The sequence below is a fragment of the Prevotella merdae genome (assembly GCF_900290275.1).
Taxonomy (GTDB): domain Bacteria; phylum Bacteroidota; class Bacteroidia; order Bacteroidales; family Bacteroidaceae; genus Prevotella; species Prevotella merdae.
On sequence record NZ_LT985328.1, the window covers coordinates 22,343 to 39,062 of the forward strand.

17 protein-coding genes are annotated in these 16,720 nt (G+C 43.3%); 8 read left to right on the forward strand and 9 right to left on the reverse strand.

The window, feature by feature from the left end; all coding sequences use genetic code 11:
* Window positions 1–17 precede the first annotated feature (17 nt).
* Window positions 18–875 (reverse strand): DUF6261 family protein, encoded by an 858-nt coding sequence (locus tag C9991_RS15810; protein WP_198643841.1) that lies wholly within the window; start codon window positions 873–875, stop codon window positions 18–20.
* A 469-nt stretch (window positions 876–1,344) separates the two neighbouring features.
* Here C9991_RS15810 and C9991_RS15815 point away from each other — a divergent pair, with 469 nt between their 5' ends.
* The 3 genes from C9991_RS15815 to C9991_RS15825 are packed head-to-tail and all read left to right on the forward strand — an operon-like array spanning window position 1,345 to window position 3,029.
* Window positions 1,345–2,040, forward strand: coding sequence for a toprim domain-containing protein (locus C9991_RS15815; protein WP_106813447.1), 696 nt, complete (start codon window positions 1,345–1,347; stop codon window positions 2,038–2,040).
* Between the two features lie 15 nt (window positions 2,041–2,055).
* Window positions 2,056–2,547, forward strand: coding sequence for a DUF3872 domain-containing protein (locus C9991_RS15820; protein ID WP_438269231.1), 492 nt, complete (start codon window positions 2,056–2,058; stop codon window positions 2,545–2,547).
* Window positions 2,544–3,029, forward strand: a complete 486-nt coding sequence (locus C9991_RS15825; protein WP_106813449.1) for a lysozyme — start codon at window positions 2,544–2,546, stop codon at window positions 3,027–3,029. Before C9991_RS15820 ends, C9991_RS15825 begins: the two co-directional genes overlap by 4 nt.
* Before the next feature lie 170 nt (window positions 3,030–3,199).
* On the opposite strand, the gene C9991_RS15835 is transcribed toward C9991_RS15825, so the two are convergent.
* The 4 genes from C9991_RS15835 to C9991_RS15850 are packed head-to-tail and all read right to left on the reverse strand — an operon-like array spanning window position 3,200 to window position 5,390.
* Entirely contained in the window at window positions 3,200–4,477 is a 1,278-nt protein-coding gene (locus C9991_RS15835) for a PcfJ domain-containing protein (protein ID WP_106813451.1), read from the reverse strand.
* On the reverse strand, window positions 4,474–4,899 hold the full coding sequence (locus C9991_RS15840; protein ID WP_004312216.1) for a PcfK-like family protein: 426 nt from the start codon (window positions 4,897–4,899) through the stop codon (window positions 4,474–4,476). The genes C9991_RS15835 and C9991_RS15840 overlap by 4 nt, the downstream gene beginning before the upstream one ends.
* 23 nt (window positions 4,900–4,922) lie before the next feature.
* The gene (locus C9991_RS15845) at window positions 4,923–5,162 is read right to left on the reverse strand and encodes a DUF6926 domain-containing protein (RefSeq protein WP_106813452.1); all 240 of its coding nucleotides are present in this window, start codon (window positions 5,160–5,162) and stop codon (window positions 4,923–4,925) included.
* A 12-nt stretch (window positions 5,163–5,174) separates the two neighbouring features.
* Complete coding sequence (locus C9991_RS15850) at window positions 5,175–5,390, reverse strand: hypothetical protein (RefSeq protein WP_106813453.1); 216 nt, start codon at window positions 5,388–5,390, stop codon at window positions 5,175–5,177.
* A 449-nt stretch (window positions 5,391–5,839) separates the two neighbouring features.
* On the opposite strand from C9991_RS15850, the gene C9991_RS15855 reads away from it, so the two are divergent.
* From C9991_RS15855 to C9991_RS17200, 4 genes are all read left to right on the forward strand, one after another.
* Complete coding sequence (locus tag C9991_RS15855; RefSeq protein ID WP_022459668.1) at window positions 5,840–7,063, forward strand: site-specific integrase; 1,224 nt, start codon at window positions 5,840–5,842, stop codon at window positions 7,061–7,063.
* Window positions 7,060–7,434 carry a hypothetical protein gene (locus tag C9991_RS15860; RefSeq protein ID WP_038606222.1) on the forward strand — a complete coding sequence of 125 codons (375 nt, stop codon included), beginning with the start codon at window positions 7,060–7,062 and terminating at the stop codon, window positions 7,432–7,434. Before C9991_RS15855 ends, C9991_RS15860 begins: the two co-directional genes overlap by 4 nt.
* A gap of 1,562 nt (window positions 7,435–8,996) precedes the next feature.
* Window positions 8,997–9,782, forward strand: a complete 786-nt coding sequence (locus C9991_RS15870; protein WP_106813455.1) for a phosphatase PAP2 family protein — start codon at window positions 8,997–8,999, stop codon at window positions 9,780–9,782.
* 572 nt (window positions 9,783–10,354) lie between these two features.
* Entirely contained in the window at window positions 10,355–10,483 is a 129-nt protein-coding gene (locus C9991_RS17200; protein WP_255414811.1) for a hypothetical protein, read from the forward strand.
* A gap of 836 nt (window positions 10,484–11,319) precedes the next feature.
* Here the strand turns inward: C9991_RS17200 and C9991_RS15875 are convergent.
* The 3 genes from C9991_RS15875 to C9991_RS15885 form a co-directional block, all read right to left on the reverse strand.
* Entirely contained in the window at window positions 11,320–13,902 is a 2,583-nt protein-coding gene (locus C9991_RS15875) for a TonB-dependent receptor domain-containing protein (protein WP_106813456.1), read from the reverse strand.
* A 16-nt stretch (window positions 13,903–13,918) separates the two neighbouring features.
* A complete protein-coding gene (locus tag C9991_RS15880; RefSeq protein WP_232823381.1) occupies window positions 13,919–14,602 on the reverse strand; it encodes a DUF4974 domain-containing protein in 684 nt (227 codons plus the stop codon).
* 95 nt (window positions 14,603–14,697) lie between these two features.
* Window positions 14,698–15,177 (reverse strand): sigma-70 family RNA polymerase sigma factor, encoded by a 480-nt coding sequence (locus tag C9991_RS15885; RefSeq protein ID WP_106813458.1) that lies wholly within the window; start codon window positions 15,175–15,177, stop codon window positions 14,698–14,700.
* A 129-nt stretch (window positions 15,178–15,306) separates the two neighbouring features.
* On the opposite strand from C9991_RS15885, the gene C9991_RS15890 reads away from it, so the two are divergent.
* Window positions 15,307–16,065, forward strand: a complete 759-nt coding sequence (locus tag C9991_RS15890) for a helix-turn-helix transcriptional regulator (protein WP_106813459.1) — start codon at window positions 15,307–15,309, stop codon at window positions 16,063–16,065.
* Window positions 16,066–16,071: 6 nt separating this feature from the next.
* On the opposite strand, the gene C9991_RS15895 is transcribed toward C9991_RS15890, so the two are convergent.
* Window positions 16,072–16,521: a hypothetical protein gene (locus C9991_RS15895; RefSeq protein WP_106813460.1), complete on the reverse strand. Its 450-nt coding sequence runs from the start codon at window positions 16,519–16,521 to the stop codon at window positions 16,072–16,074.
* Window positions 16,522–16,720 lie beyond the last annotated feature (199 nt).

Here is a 16,720-nt window from a genome sequence, read left to right on the forward strand (position 1 = left end):
ATTCTTTTTCTGATTTACTACAGCTCGATAACGTTATCATCCCCATCAGAAGATGAACTTCCGCCCGAAGTAGAGCCACCGCTTGAAGATGAGCCTGTGCCAGATGTAGAACCGCCACTGCTTGGTGTACTTGTGCTTCCCGAACCCGCAGCCGAGCTACCAGAAGTTGATGGAGCGGAAGTCTTCCGACCAAGTACCTCACGCTTGTAATGAGCAACTTCTGTGTTCACATAGTCAATGAAAGCCGTATAATCCTTTTCACCAAAGACGAGGGCAAGGGCGTTTACCATTTTTACCAAAGCACGGTAAGCGTCATCATTTGCTGTACGAGCAGTTTTTAATGCTCCAACTGTTATACCTATTTTCTCGTTGGTGCGCTGCAAGGTAAGAGTTCTTACACGCTCATTTGCTTCTTTTAAGTTGGTAACGAATGCTGTTAAGCCCAACTTTGCTACCTGTGCAGCGTACTTATCTTCAAGGTCGGAAATGAAGTTGACCAAAAGACCTGTCTCTTTGTCAAGTTGGTCGGCAGTATTAATCTTGTAGTCCTTGATGTGCTGGGAAAGAATCTTTGCAGCCTGTGCCATGTCTGCAATAGGCATGGCGAGGAAGCCTTCAACTGCTTTCTTGTAGCCAGCATAAAGGGCATCACGGTCGCTGTCTGCTTTGGCTATCTCATCAGTCAAGAGACTTTTCTGTGAAATCTTCAAGGCTTCGTCCTCTGCTGCAACGGCAGCCTTAAAATTACTGACAAGTTCCGATGCCTTGCCTTTGACGGCAGTGTCTGCTTCGGCACGTGCAAGAATGTTACTTACAAACGTGAAATGCGCACCGTTATTCATGCGCTGAATGTTGATGTCGTAAATCTCTTTCATGATGTTAAGGATTTAAATTTGACAAATCGTTTTGTGCATCGTCGGATTTCTCCGATTGCGATTGCTAAGATATAAAAATAAACGAGAAAACGGCAACCTTATTGCGAAAAATTGGCAATCTTGCGAGAAAAAGATGGTTTTTGACTGTTGAAATCTATTTCGCTACTCGTTTTTGGGGATTTTTGGTACAAGAAGTACCAAGGGATAGTAATCAACAGGGGATTTTATATTTTGTGGACAAAGAAACTTGAATCAAAACCTCCAACAGCTCTTAAAAGTAACCATTGATTGCAATCAACAGTCCCAGCGACATATAAAAGTATGTGTTGATCGCAATCAATGGCTTCAATGAAGCCAAAAGTGGCTGGTGATTGTAATCAATACCTCCAACCGACATCAAAAGTAGAAATATTTTCTAATCAATAGCTTCAACAACATCTAAAAGTGCCTGTTGATTGCAATCAAGCCTATGGACATCAATGAAATCAAACACCTCGCAGGGGAGTTCATCAACAGCAATGAGTTTGTGGCACAAGCCAAGTTCATATCTGAAACGCTTGGTGGCAGCTTCCCGACATCGTTTCCGCATTATCAAAGAACAGAAGAAAAGGCTGTGAAGGCGAAAGGAAATCCCTTTAGTGATATTGTGGAAAAGTCTTTGAGTCATCCTGCTCTTAGGCAGTACTTGCGGGAGCGTGGCATATCGGCTGACGTGGCGAGCCGTTTCTGCTGTCAGGTGGAATACCGATACAATGGCAAACAGTTCTTTGCTGTCGGTTTCAAGAACAACAGCTATGGCTACGAGATACGCAACCGTTTCTTCAAAGGTTGCGTGTCGCCAAAGGACATCACTCTCATTGGCAGAAATAGCAATGTCTGCCATCTGTACGAGGGTTTTATGGATTTCCTCTCTGCCGTAATTCTCGGCATAGGTCGTGGTGAGGATCATATTGTCCTCAACTCGGTGGCTAATATGCAAAAGGTGCATCAACTTTTAGATGGCTATGCACAAGTGTACTGTCATTTGGACAATGACGAGGCAGGCGAGAATGCCTGTGTTGAACTGCAAAAGCGATATGGAGATAAGGTCATTGACCATTCGCATCTATATACAGGTTACAAGGACTTGAACGAGTACCTGATGAGCCATAAGACAAGAAAGTAACAATCATTCAAAAACATCAAGACAATGAAGAAGAACAATAAAATCAAGAAATCAGTGAGCATGTTGGCATTCCTTTTCGTGTGTGCCGTGTCGGTAATCCTTTCATCGTGCAGCGATGAGCTGGACATTCAGCAGTCGTATCCATTCAAGGTGGAGACGATGCCTGTGCCAAAGGACATTGTGCGTGGACAGACCGTTGAAATCCGCTGCGAGTTGAAGGCGGAGGGAAAGTTTGACGGCACCATCTACACCATCCGCTATTTTCAGCATGACGGAAAAGGCTCGCTGAGAATGGAGAACGGAACGGTGTTCCAGCCAAACGACCGCTATCTGTTGGAGAACGAGAAGTTCCGTCTTTACTATACCTCGGCAAGCACGGAGACACAGACGCTGACAGTGGTGGTGGAGGACAACTTCGGCAAGTCATACGAAATGGAGTTCAGTTTCAACGATACTGATGAGGAGGAAGAGTTTGCGAGAAGTGCCAACAAACTTGGTAGCGTATGAGGTTGATGATATTGTTAGCCTTGCTTCTTGTGTCGGGCAGCTTGTCTGCCCAGACGCAAGGGGCGATAAAGCGAGTTTGTCATGTGTCACGTTTTGAATTGGCTGTCGCCTGCATCAAGAAGTACGAGGGTCTGCACGGACCGAAGCACCATCCTTATGTCGGATATGGGCACAAGCTGTTGCCTGGCGAGCGGTTCTCTCCAAAAATGACGGAACGGCAAGCCGATGCCTTGCTGCGCTCTGACCTCAGAAAACTCTGCGCCATGTTCCGTGGCTTCGGTCGTGACTCGCTGCTCTTGGCTACACTTGCCTACAATGTGGGGTGTGGAAAGGTGATGAAAAGCCGGATGTATGCCAAGATGCGAAGTGGCAACAGAAACATCTATCGTGACTATGTGGACTTCAAAAGGTGGAATGGAAAGATAGTGCCTTCCATCGAGCGAAGAAGAAAAATGGAGTATCTGCTCTTGTTTACTCCATAGAATAAGGTTTTATAAAAATAGGACAGTCCTTTTGATTGGGGGCTGTCCTTTGTTTTTTTGCAAGCATCGCAGATAAGGGCAAGACGGTTTCTTTGCCACTTTCTTTTCCGCTCCTCGGCTCATGAAAGAAAGTGGCGGAACGAATTTTCATCGCTCCGCCGATATGGATTTCATGTTGTTGCAACCATTCGTTGCTCTATAAGTCTTGCATTGCTGTTCACCAAGTTGATGATGTCGGCATGGTGCTCGGTGTCCTTGTTCTGTAGTCCGTGGCATTGTACGACTTTCATCTGTTCGAGAGAAAACTCCACGGTCTCAACCCTTTGTTCGGCTATTCTTGCTGAGAAGATGATGCAGTCGGGATTGAGTGAATAGTTTGTACCACTGCCTACGCAATGATGCATCGCCTTGCCCTCAAGAACGTGCTCCCTGACGCTTTCAAGCATTCTCACCACGATATTGCCGTCCGTAAACATCAAACCGAAGAAACGGCTCTTCATTTCCTTGAACTTGTCCTCGTTCTTCAATGCCTTACGTATCTCCTCCTCGGTGCGCTCCTTTTCTTTCTTTGCTCTTATTTTCTCGGATATTCTATCGTGCTCGGCTTCAAGATTGTCGGGGCAAATGTAATGTGGACTTCTGATGTCCTTGCCCATTTCCACCAACATACAGATGTAGTCCGCCCATTTGCCGATGTCTGTAATAAGGTAATGGTTGCGGTTGGCAATCTTGTAGGCATTCCAACAAGTTTCCAAGTGCCGTGGGTGGTCTATGAAGTGGCGGACGTGTCCGTAACGACATTGCTTCATCATCGTTTCGATGCGGTGGTCTGTCAGCATCGCCTTGAACAATGTAAGCGGTTCGATGCCGTGAAACGCTCCGTCAAAGCCGTTGCGCCATATCTGAGAAATGACTTTCATATCGGGGCAGACCGGAAATGAAGCAATATGCTGATAGGTGGTGTTGTCCTTGCGCAGTTCAATGTCGGAGTCGTAGCAGAACGTGTCCATATAGATACCCATTGTGCGCTTGCGTGCCATAACCTCCACCTTGCCTTTCTCGTTCATCCAATAGCGTGCCACCTCCCAACAATAGATGTCTGCCTTTTGTCCCTTGCGGTAGTAGGCTTTCATCTGAAATGCTCGCATAAGTTGTAGTCCCTTGCGCTCGGTGAGTACACTGAAATAGGTAGAAGACATTGCCTTCTGTCGCTTGGTGCGCTGCACTTCCAACTTTGCCTTACACTTCGGGCAGACACATTTGTCCGCATCCTCGTCCGTAGTCCAAGTGTGTCCGCAGTCCATGCAGGTGGTCTGTCCGTGCTTCAACTGAAAGGCATAGTGGTCAAGACACTCACGGAATGCCCATTGCATTTGCGCTCCCTTGATAGGTCGTAACCCCTTGTTTGAGGTTATGACTTGCTTCTGATATTTCGTTCTTGGTTTCATAACGTGTCGAATAATGATGGTTGGTGTACTTCTGTTTCCGTTCTCTGTGAGGTGCGCTTGGCGGTATCTCTGTTACGCATCTTGTTCATCTGCTCTTGCTGATACTGGCGGATGGCTTCCTGTCTTGCCTGTGCCTTCTCCTCTTCTGTGAGTTCGATGTGGTGGTTGACAGACACTTGGCAGTTCAATGGTTTGCCGACCTCGATGTCCTTCTCCTCGTAGTAGTGGATGGCTTGCCCATATATCTCGTCATCGCAAAAGCCGTTGCAACCGCTCTTCTGTACCCAATTAAGGATATAGGTGACGCAATCGTCTATGTTCTTGTCGGGGTTGTCATACTTGGCTGCAAAGAGTTCGTCCTCCATTGCTCGCTCCTCCAAATAGGCTTGTATGGTTCTCTTGAAATATTCTGTAGTGTTCATGTCTGATGTTGTTAAAGGGGTTGTTACTCGTGATAGATGATGTCGCAGTCCTCAACTTCTGTAGGCAGTCCGAAGAACGGATAATGGCTGAAGTAAGGTTCTGTGCACATGTCCTCGTTGTATCTTGGACTTACTATCTCTATATTGTTCTTGCGCATGGCTTCGTCCACCACACGGATTTCCTCGTCTGTCAGTCCGCTTGCATCGCCATTGATGATGTAGCAGAGTGACCATGTAGGTATCGCTTCAATGCTTCTGTTCATATCGCTTGTACTTTAAAGTGTTAATAACCAAATGAATGTCCCAATCAGTACCACCATAGAAAGAATGGAAATGATGATGCCGAAGATGAACTTCATAATTCCCAATATGACTTCACCGACCATGCAGAGAGCCATATATCCCAACCAAGCCACCAAAGTGATGAGGGTTGAGCCGACTGCGGAGAGTAATCTCCACCAAGTCTGTGTTATGTTGATGTTTGTTGTCATATAGCCTTGAATTAAATTTATTTGCGGTTCCAGGAACTGAAGGGAAGTTCTCGTTTCTTCACCTTTTTGTCGCTCCCTTTTCCGACATTTTTTTTGCGTCTTCCTGTCGCATCGGTCGTTTCGTTTCAGGTGCCTTTCAAGGGCGGCGAGGCTGGAAATACAAGGTTTTTCTGAAAAAGAATGACTAAAAAAGCAAAAAATAGCAGATTTGAGCTTTTGTTTTGAGTTTCAAGTGGTTGTGGCAGTCGTTGGCTTTTTGTGGCATTCGTGAGGAAATGCGAAAATGGCGGATTTGAGAAGTAGAAACGCTTTCAAGTCATTACCTCAAAGAAACTCTCTAATAAGCATTTTTAACGGCTTCGGTTTTTACTTCTCAATTCTGCACAGGTTGTGAATTTGCCATGCAACTCTCATGATTTAATTTTGCACAGAACAAAAAGCAAGGAATTATGAGAAGTACATTCAAGACAGTCTTCTATGTAAACGGAAGCAAGGAGAGAAACGGAATTGTCCCTATCATGGGACGTGTGACAATCAACGGAACTATCGCACAGTTCAGTTGCAAGCTGAGCGTGACCAAGGCGATATGGGATGCCAAGGGCAACAGAGCCAAAGGCAGAAGCAAGGAAGCCAATGAGGTGAACTTTGCGCTTGATAACATCAAGGCTCAAATCGCTAAGCATTACCAACGGCTTTCCGACCGTGAGGCGTTCGTTACCGCTGAAATGGTGAGAAACGCATATCAAGGCATAGGTACGGAGTATGAGACATTACTCAGAGCTTTTGACAAGGAGAACGCAGCCTTTGCCCAACGCGTGGGAAAAGACCGAGCTGTCCGAACCTACCGCAAGTATCTGACGGTAAGAAAGTACGTTGCCGAGTTCATCAAATTTCAGTACAAGCGCAGCGATATGTCCATGAATGAGCTTACCGAGGAGTTCATCCGTGATTTTTGTCTGTATTTGAAGAATGTCATTGGACTCACGCAATCTACCATTTGGATATACTCCATACCATTGAAGCATATCGTCACGGCAGCACACTACAACGGCAAGATACAGAGAAATCCGTTTGCCATGTACCACGTTGACCCAGACCACAAGGAGCGTGAGTTCTTGACAGAGGAAGAATTGGACATATTTGCAGGAATAGAGTTGGAAAATCCCAACTTTGCTTTTGCGAGAGACTTGTTTATGTTTGGTTGTTGGACAGGTATCTCTTTCGTTGACATCAAGAATCTTACAGAGGACAATGTTGCCATTATAAGTGGGTCTCCATGGATAGTTTCTCAGCGTCAAAAGACAGGCGTACCATTCAAAATTAAACTGATAGATGCAGCCATACAGATAATTGAACGTTACAAGCCATTGAGAAAAGATATGCACTTGTTTAATATTGGCTCACTTGACATGGTAAACAAGCGTATAAAGAAAGTGGCAAAAATGTGTGGCATCAAGAAGCGAATTTCATTTCATGTAAGCCGGCATTCGTTCGCAGTTTTGGCTTTAAACTACGGTATGCCGATAGAGAGTGTAAGCAAGATACTGGGACATACGGACATCGCCACAACACAAATTTACGCAAAGGTGACAAGTACTAAATTGGAGCATGACATATCAGCTTTTGAAAGTCGAATCAAGGGGCATATGCCGACAATGGGGGGAATGGCATGAAAAGGACTGTAATCACCGTGGACGGAAATGGAATGTTATCCATTCCGTCCAACTTGCAAGACTTGTGGATGAGTGAGGGTGAATTGGTTGATATGCTTCATGTCACCGCCATGAAACTCCATGCTGTGATAAGGTCAATATACAAGGATGGTTTATTGACGGTGTCGGAAGTCCAACAGAAACAGGAAACTTCCAATGGCATTTGGCAAACGTTGTATGGCTTTCCGATGATTGTTGCCCTTTGCTTCCGTATAAACTCATACGGGGCAGCTCGGTTTCGTGCCACCATCTTCAAGAGATTGTACGGGGCAAAAGAGAAAAGTAGTGTCATTATCCTACAACTCAATAGAAGAACAACCGCCTTTAGTTGAATGTCCTCTTGCTTGTTTGTTGGCTTGGCGCTGTCGTACTGTCGTGAATAAGTACTGAAGCATAAGCATGACATTCTTACTTGTAGGGGGATGAGTTCTGTTCATAAAAATGACGGACAAAACACCCCTTATTTTTGTTGAATTGTTGAATATGATGAAAGAAGTATTGAACATCAGGCATTTACGGCTCAACATATTCTCAACAAATCTCTCAACAAAAGAAAGATAATGTTGAAAAGAGAAAACCATGAACACCATTCCTTTCTTTCTTTTTTGCCCAGTAATTTGTTGTGTAGAGCTATTTGTTGAGAGTTTGTTGAGGGTATAAGTGGTTGGTTCTCATAAAGATAACACCTATCTTCAACAATTCAACGTTTTACATGCCCTCACTTGGTACGCTGTAAAATGTGCTTGTGGATTAATTGGCAACCGCTCTATTCTCCGAAATGGTTGCAGCAACGTTCCTTGGAGGCTTTGCGCCTCCAGCCACTTGGGCGAACCTCCGCAGTGTTTTAGCATGGCATTAGATTTATGCAGACTATACCGAGGACCCACAGCACACATAACACACTCGGCATAGTTCACAAAGGAAATCAACAACACACAACTGAAACACTTGGCAAGTTTCACACTGAAAATATCACCTGTTCCTTTGCAAACTCCATGTACAAAGTAGCTTGTGTCTGTGACCTTGTTCTTTCAATGTGGCAGCTTTGATGTTTGGCGCAAATTGAGAGAATTAAGGTCTGCAACCTTGGGCATGGAAAGCCGAAAGGCAAATATCTCGTCTTTTGTTCTTAGAGGAGGGAGCGAGGTTATGTTTTGGGAACCCCAAAACTCCTCGCTCCACCATGAGGGCGGAGAATTTTTGCTCCCAACGGTCGCAGAAAGTGAGTGTACCAACTATAAACACCATATCGACTACAAGCGTGAATGAAAAATAGGAGAATTACAAGGAAACAAATTCTACGGTAGCATTCAATAATGAGAAAAACAAAAGATGGAACTAAAGAAAAGGATAGTTGCATATATGGAACTAATAGACATTATGATGTTAAAAACGTATGATTATAAAAGAAAAAAAATCAAAATGTTCCTAAAACTTAAGAAATAATTCATATCTTTGCACATTAAATAATGTGAAAGTCCAAGCAAAGGAGACTAAGAAAGAAGTTTTTACTCCAACTAATGTCTCTTTAAAAGGTTAGTATTTCACATCGGTGTGAGAGGCTATGCACCTAATCATTCCGACAGATAGATATAATCAAACAAAAATATCAAAAGCATAAAAAAGAAATAAAATAAACATAATAAGAAATCGCGTTTGCTATTTATTCGGTTAATCCATGAAACCTGAGAAATTTCAAGAAACATATGCCGAAAGAATAAGTTCAGTAAACGTCTGCGCCTTGGCGTGGACGGAGCTTATCGGTATATGTGGGCTTTCTCAGGGCCTTTGGATTAGATAGGTGTCGTTCACGCCATTTATCTTTTCTATAGCCCATATAAGAAATTCCACGATTCCACCGCTAAGATAGTTTTCGCCCAATTAGCGCATCAAAATGAAAAAATTTCATTCTTTGGATGGGAGAGCCGTATCTATACTCTTCCTCTTTGGTGGTGTCGTATCCGTACATGCACAAGATAGTTTGTATCATACGATATTGCCCGATTCTGTTGTCTCAGACAATACACATTATCTAAAATTGAAGACTTTAGTTATTCCAACTGTTCTCACTGGAACATCTGCCCTTTGCGTTCATAACGGATGGCTTACCAAACAGCGAGAGGACATCCAAGACAAACTGTCAGCTAAGGGGGAACATAAGGTAAAGATTGACAACTACCTACAATATACTCCTATGCTGGCTGTTTATGGTCTTAACTTGTTTGGAGTAAATGGGAAGCATAAGTTTTGGGATTGGACTGGCATCCTTGCCATGTCGTATGCAACTATGGGAATTTTAGTGAACGGTATGAAATATACATTCAAAGAAAAGCGACCAGACACCAATACTCGTAATTCTTTCCCGTCAGGACATACAGCAACAGCATTTATGGGTGCTGAATTTCTATACCAAGAATACAAAGAAGTCTCACCTTGGATTGGATATTCGGGGTATCTGATTGCAACTGCAACTGGTTATCTGCGAATATATAACGACCGACATTATCTCAATGATGTTGTAGCAGGAGCTTGCATTGGAATAATTAGCACAAAATTTGCTTATTGGCTATACCCTAAGATATTCACAAAATCAAAATGCCGTCACACGCCTTTCCAAGCTATAGGAATGCCATTCTATACTAATAAGACGCTTGGCATGAACGTTAGTATGCTATTCTAACTCCAATAAACAACAAATAGCAAAGAAGAGCGGAAACAAACTGCTAAATTAAAGTTCGCATGTTTGTTTTCCACTCTTTTATTCTATATATCCGTTTGTTTTGCTACAATTTTATAAACAATCCTAAAAAACGAATGGAAAAATGGTGCTTTCATTTTTTTTTTTATAACTTTGCCAACGAAAAAGAAAAGAGTTGTTTGACAAGCAAACTTATGTATAATATGGAAGTTTGAACTATTGCTAAATCATTACCTCCATTGAGGTAAAACTCTCATAAATCACTCATTTTAAGCTATTCGGCAGATATTAGCGTAATTTTTCGGAAAAATACTACCCAACGGTGTGGAGATTTTTTCGAAAACCGAAGGCTCGACCTTTTATTTCCAAAGCCCGCTGCCATACCTTTGCACCTGCACGATAACGTTGATGCCAAAAGGAAAGACCTTGTGGAGGAAAGAAAATCAGAGCGGCAAATGAAAATAGAAACTTCACGGAAGTTTTTGGACTGCACGATTATCGCCTACTCATTTCTGAGAAATGGATACAACTTCGTCTTACAAACGTCTTGAAAAATGGAAATCGCATACAAGAATGGCACAGCCTTCAGAGAAATTCCGGTGAAAGAAGAGTATGGCTTGTCCATGCTTCTTGCATCGGGTCTTCTTCAAGGCTGTGCAGCCAAGCATGAAAGTGGTCGTTGAGGTTTACATCAATGACTTCTTTCTTGCGGTGGAGTATGCAAACAAAATGGTACGGCAAATCAAGGAATGGTGTTTCTTTTGATCGGTTAGCCTGCAACCGACAAAAAGAAGCACTTTTCCTCATGCCGTACTACTAAGACATGAAAGGGTGACGTGCCACTGTTTCATGTCGTTTGGATTGTGCGATAAAAATGGGACTGCGAGTTGTGGCTATAAAAGTCAGCCGTTGTCAGCACGGCAAACAAAGAAAAGTCCTTGGCAGTATAGTCTTGAAGTATTTCAAGGCATACCGCCAAGGATTTTTCTTGCCGTGCCATAGTCGGAGGAAGTTAGTCTGAGGTACGAGGACTGTCTTTCTTCGACGACGGCTGACTTTTATACAAAACACACGAAAGGATGAGAATATGCAAACGAAATAGACCATTCAAAACAGAAACCCTTGCCACATAAGTTTGAATGGATTGAAATGGAAATAGCAAAGAATAGAGAAGAATATGGTTAATAAAAACAGATTTGTCCAAGTAAAAAATCGAGGATAAAAAATCTTAAAACATTCTTTATCCCCGATTAAATATCGTACCTTTGCAGCCGAAAGAGTTCTTTGGATGGTTATGCAAATCACAGCAGGATGCTACATTCTGTTTATTTCTAATTCGTAACCTCTTCTTTTTATGAGATAAAAACTTATCTCATTCTCAATCACTTATAAAAAATACGTACTTTCCCTCTAAAAAACATCGGTCAAGCAAAGTAGCTAATCAACCTTTCGTTGATAACACTTTGCTTGACCGATTGTCATTTATTTATTTTAAGAGAGAGTTTTCATAAACCCAAAGCTACAAGCGGCTCTTCTCCTCATTGCCGGCACCCGTACCCTTATACTTACTGCGCTTAGCATTGAAATTGTACGTAACCTGTAAGGAGATGTTGCGAGTGTAGTTGTAGCAGTCTTTCGTGGTACCCGCTCCAAGTCCATACATTGTCCAACGCTCCTTTGCCGTCTTGAAGATGTCATTTGCAGAAAGATAAATTATCCATGTGCGGTTGGCAAACGACTTGTCAAACTGCAGATTGACTCTGTAATAACTCTTCATCATAAGAAATCCATCTGCATGGGTTGTTGAGGCATTAAGCCTGATTGCCGCGTTCATGGTTTCTGAAAGAGCGAAATTATTGTTGAGCGAGCACGATAGCAAAGGTTTGCTTAATGCCTTGCTGGCACCATACTTCTTGGTATCGAAGAACTGCTGGTTGTAGTTGAATCCCCACGTAGGACGGAAGATGCCGAACTTTGGCGAAACATGGACAGAAGCATAAAGCAACTGCTTATGGTCGAAATTCAACGACGTGTTATAAGCAAACTCCTTTCCAGGATAGATATACTTGGTCCACTCTATCACATCCTTCAGATATTTATAACCTACAGATACATTCAGCCACTTATATAACATCATTGTCTCAACATTGAACACCTTCTCCGGTTGCAAGGTAGGATTTCCACCTTCATAAAGGAAACGGTTGTCAAACTGCATGAAGTTGCCCAACTGCCGATAGCTTGGACGATGTATCTTCTCGTTGACATTCAGTTGCCAATTCCAGTTGCCTTTGTTCCATGATACGCTGAGATTAGGAAAAAAGTTGTTATACTTTCTGCTAACATCGTCCTGCTTAACTCCATCAGACAGATAGTCACGGACGATATTCTCGTAACGCACACCAAGTCCTACAGTCCACTTGTTGAGAACCAGTCCGTACTGTGCAAAGCTGGCAATATTCCTTTCATGGATATCCGTCTTTGTGGATGGCACCAACTGCTCTTCATTTAGAAACGTTCCGTGCGAGTCTGTCTTCGACATCTCCGTTCCTACAGACATATTTCCTTTCCACAAAGGAATGTTCACAACCAACTTGCCTGCCCACATATCGCTATTCTGGCGATTGCTTGAGTGTACCTCCTGATTGCCCAACTCCTTGCTGATTTCAAAGCCCTCATCATTACGCCTGTTTTTGACAGCATAATATGTGGCGTTAAAATCAACACCTACATGTCCAACTTTTCCCACATAATACACATCGGCCTGATGCAGGCTAAGAGAAGGCTTCATAACCTCATTCTGATCAATGCTACCCTGTGCCATACCATTCTGCAATACATCCTGTCGGCTAACACTATTCGTCCTACCTTTAAACATTCCATAGTAGCGATAAGAGCCACCGATGGAATTGCTATCATTAAGCGAATAGTCGGCTGAGAGTTTTTCCGACAAGAAGCGGTTGTTAGTATCCAAATGAATCAGCTGGTCATTGTAATAATGCTTGTCGGGCAAATAGATATCGGTAATCAAATTATTATCCTCGCCGTCATGTGTACCCATTGTCCAAATACTATTGGCTATCTCGAATTTTTTTGTCTGATAGCTGGTAGAGATAAGCTCGTAATCCGACATCCATTTATTGTATTTACCAAAAGCATCAGCACGCAAGCTGAATCCATTTGCACGACGTTCTTTGGTGCGGATACGAATTACCGACTCTACCTCGGCATCATATTCTGCCCCAGGACTTGTAATAACCGAAATCGACTTGATGTTGTCGGGAGTGATGTTTACAATCTCATTATTGTCATTCACACGCTTGTTGTTGATATAAACAATTGGTGTGCCTTTACCAAACACGGATATCTTTTGTCCATCAACAGAGACACGTGGCAACAGATTTAGGACATCAAAAGTGTTTGCCATCTTAGAGAGTAATGTGTGCTCTACAGCAACTTCCATTCCTCCAGACAACATCTTATACTGAGGTCTGTCACCCTTCACCACAACGCCTTTGACAATCATGGTTTTGGGTTGCAGTTTGATGATGCCCATCTCTGTGTTGTTGTATATGCGGTTAACAGTCTTATAACCAATGTATGTGATACGTGCCAACACTTTTCGGTAATTGCAAGGAATTACAAAACTGCCATTCTCATTGCTCACTCCATGACCTACGATTGTGGAGTCAATGGGCGACAGCAAGGCTATTGTGGCGTATTCGGCTGCATTGCCTCGCTCGTCTACAATGCGTCCCTTATAACGAAATGTTGACTTCTGTGTGCATTCCACCATAATATTATTCTCCACCTGCGTCATCCTGATAGGATAAAAGCCTATGAGTTGCGTGATGGCATCGGGAACACTCATGTTGCGGATGCTCTTGGTCACCTTAAAGTCCTCCAACTCATCATATACAAAGTTTATGGTGTACTTATGCTGACGTGCATTCAAGTCCTTCAATGCCTCTGAGAACGACACATTATTATATTGTCGGGTAATGCGCTGGGCGTAAGAATGCTGAGCCAAAATCAGTAGGAAGAAGAGGAGGAACAGGCTGATGGTCTTGCTGTTATTGGGTGTAGTCTTGAATATGTTTTTCATAAGATATCCTCCCCTTTTATTTCACTATTAATATTCCTTCGACGTATTCTATCTGTATGCGGTCGAAAGCATTCAACAGCTCCATATTCTGCTCCAAAGTCTTCGTCTTGTTCCAATTGAAGAAGAGACGCACGTGCTGTGTGTTGGCATTCATATATTCCACCTTGACGTTATAGAAGTCTGCCATCTGCATAAGAACGGTTCCTAACTCAGCATTGTCAAACACCACTGGCTTCATGTTGAGCGAATCCGTTGGCTCTACAGTCATAGCTTTAAGACTGTCATTAGCTAACTGCTTAGAGTTGGCTGTCTGTTCTGTAGCAGCTTTTTCTTCCACTACTTTGTCTGAAGTAGAGAATTTAAACCAACCGTTCTGCACAGCAGCCAAGGCCACACCCGAAAGAAAGATGATGCCAACAATGGATGCTGCAATCTTCATTCGGTTGCGATAAGTGCTGTTTGCTTCCTTCTTGTCAGTTAACAGATCCTTGTTATGTGTTTCAGCAAACTCCTTCCAAGCCTTATCCACGTCAACCTTCTTTGGCGTGGCTTTCTTGCCAGCCATTCTCGCCATAGCCAAGTCACGTAGAAACTCCTTCACTTCCTCATCGGCAAGCAAGTGTTCCATTTGCTCGTCTGTATATTTCTCGGGATGCTCCTGCATGTCAAAGAGCATCAGCCGTTTTTCGTCTTTATTCATGTTAGTCATTGTTTTGCTCATTTTATACGTTGGATTTCATCCTTCGATTTCTCGCCATGGCATAGCCCGAGCAAGCTCGGCTCTGCTCATCTGGCTTAACGAAATCGTTCCTTAATCCAGTCCATCGCCTTAGAGAGATGGTTGAACACCGTCACCTTGCTCACTCCCACTTCATCAGCCACCTCCTTATACGACTTGTCTTGTAGATAGCGCAGACGGAAGATAAGCTTACGGATTGGAGGCTCAAGGTCGTCGATGAGAAGCAATAGTTGGTCGAGACGTTCGTCGGTGTCTTCTGAAAGAATAACATCGGCATCATCAGTCAACAGTCTCGCCACCCTTTCCTTCACGCTCTTGTGAGCAATTAGGTTAAGACAGCGGTTGCGTACGCTCCTTATCAAATAGCCTTCCTCGCTCTCAGGCAATAGGACCATATCATCTACAAGAATCTGTGTGAACACTTCGCTCACCACATCCTTGCTTTCGTCGTCATCCGAGAGGATATATCTGGCCAGATTGTACATCTTCTCATAATGCCGCCGAAACATCTGTTCTATGTCCTTTTCATGTGTCATATATACTATATACAGTTGAGCAAAGCAAAAAACTAAGCAAAACAATGATTATTTTTGAAAACATAGGCAAAGGTAAAATAAAATCAAATAAAATAATGTACTTTTGCAGCCAAATAACCAGAAGAGTTTATGAATAAAGAGAAGCACGATTTCTTCCTCCATTCCAACGAGGTGAACCATATCAACAAGGAGGATTACGACAAGATAGAACTATTGGTGAATGCGGCAAAGGCTTTTGCCCGCAGCACCTACCAGTGTGTCTATATCATCGACTATTTTCATCAGGACTTCATCTATGCATCAGACAACCTCGCTTATCTCTGCGGTTTGGAACCGGAGCAGTTGATGGACGCAGGCTATCAGATGTATATCGACCATGTTCCGGATGCTGACCTGCAGATGCTGCTCGAAGTTAACAAGAAAGGATTCGACCTTTTCAACGAACTGCCCGTAGGCGACCGACTTGACTATACCATCTCGTACGACTTTCATCTTACCAATGGCAGACATAGCCGAATGATTCATCATCACCTCACTCCGATACTTCTTTCTGATGATGGAAGAATCTGGCTTGCCCTCTGCACCGTATCATTGGCAGCAACCGATGAACCGGGACATATCATCATGCAGAAGAATGGTGAGCGTAGCTATTTTGAATATTCCACATTGCGCCACAAGTGGGAAAAGAAAGAAGGCATAACCTTGAGTGAGACAGAGAGAGAGGTATTGAGATTGTCCGCCCAAGGTTACACGATGAATGATATTGCCGACCGACTGTGCAAATCGGTTGACACCATAAAGGCTTGCAAGCGCAACCTTTTCGCTAAGCTTGGCGTGAAGAACATTGCCGAGGCACTGTTTCATGCCACAAACTATCAGATGATATAATCGCAATCATATCTCTTCCAACAATGGCGAGAGATAGAACTTGGGGAAGTACTTCACATCCTTGCCTTCCGCAAGGTTCGCGAGAATGTTGGCACAATAGCCGGCGGCAATATATGCCCCGATGCCCAGTTGCGGGAAAGACTCATTGGAATAATGCCTGATGGCTTCATCTATCCAAGGCACGGGCATCTGCCAGAACATACCGTACTGCGAGATATACTTGCCTAATGAGCAACGGAAATCATCCGTTCCTTTTTTCACTACTTCGCTGAATGGATAGCCTTTCGGTTTCTCTACAGCGAGAAAGGCAGCCTTGCCAAGATTGACGGCATGGATAACGGGGATGCCCTGCTCCTTACATTTCTCATCGAAAGCAAAAGAGGCTTCGTTGTCATGCAAGGTTGCATTCACCGCATACCGGATGCCCGACAAGGGGCATGCATCCACATCTTCCATCGTCAGCGTATCTTTTTCGAGGCGCAAGATATGGAAGTCGATGCTGTTACTGGGAACTTCAACTGTCTTTTAGTAAATATGGTTGACTCCCTAAAATGTAAGTGAAATGAAAAAATCATTAGAAGAGACATTAAAGGAAGTTGAATTAAGCAAGGAGATTTATCGTCTTTATGCTTTAGAACACCTTACAATGATTGAA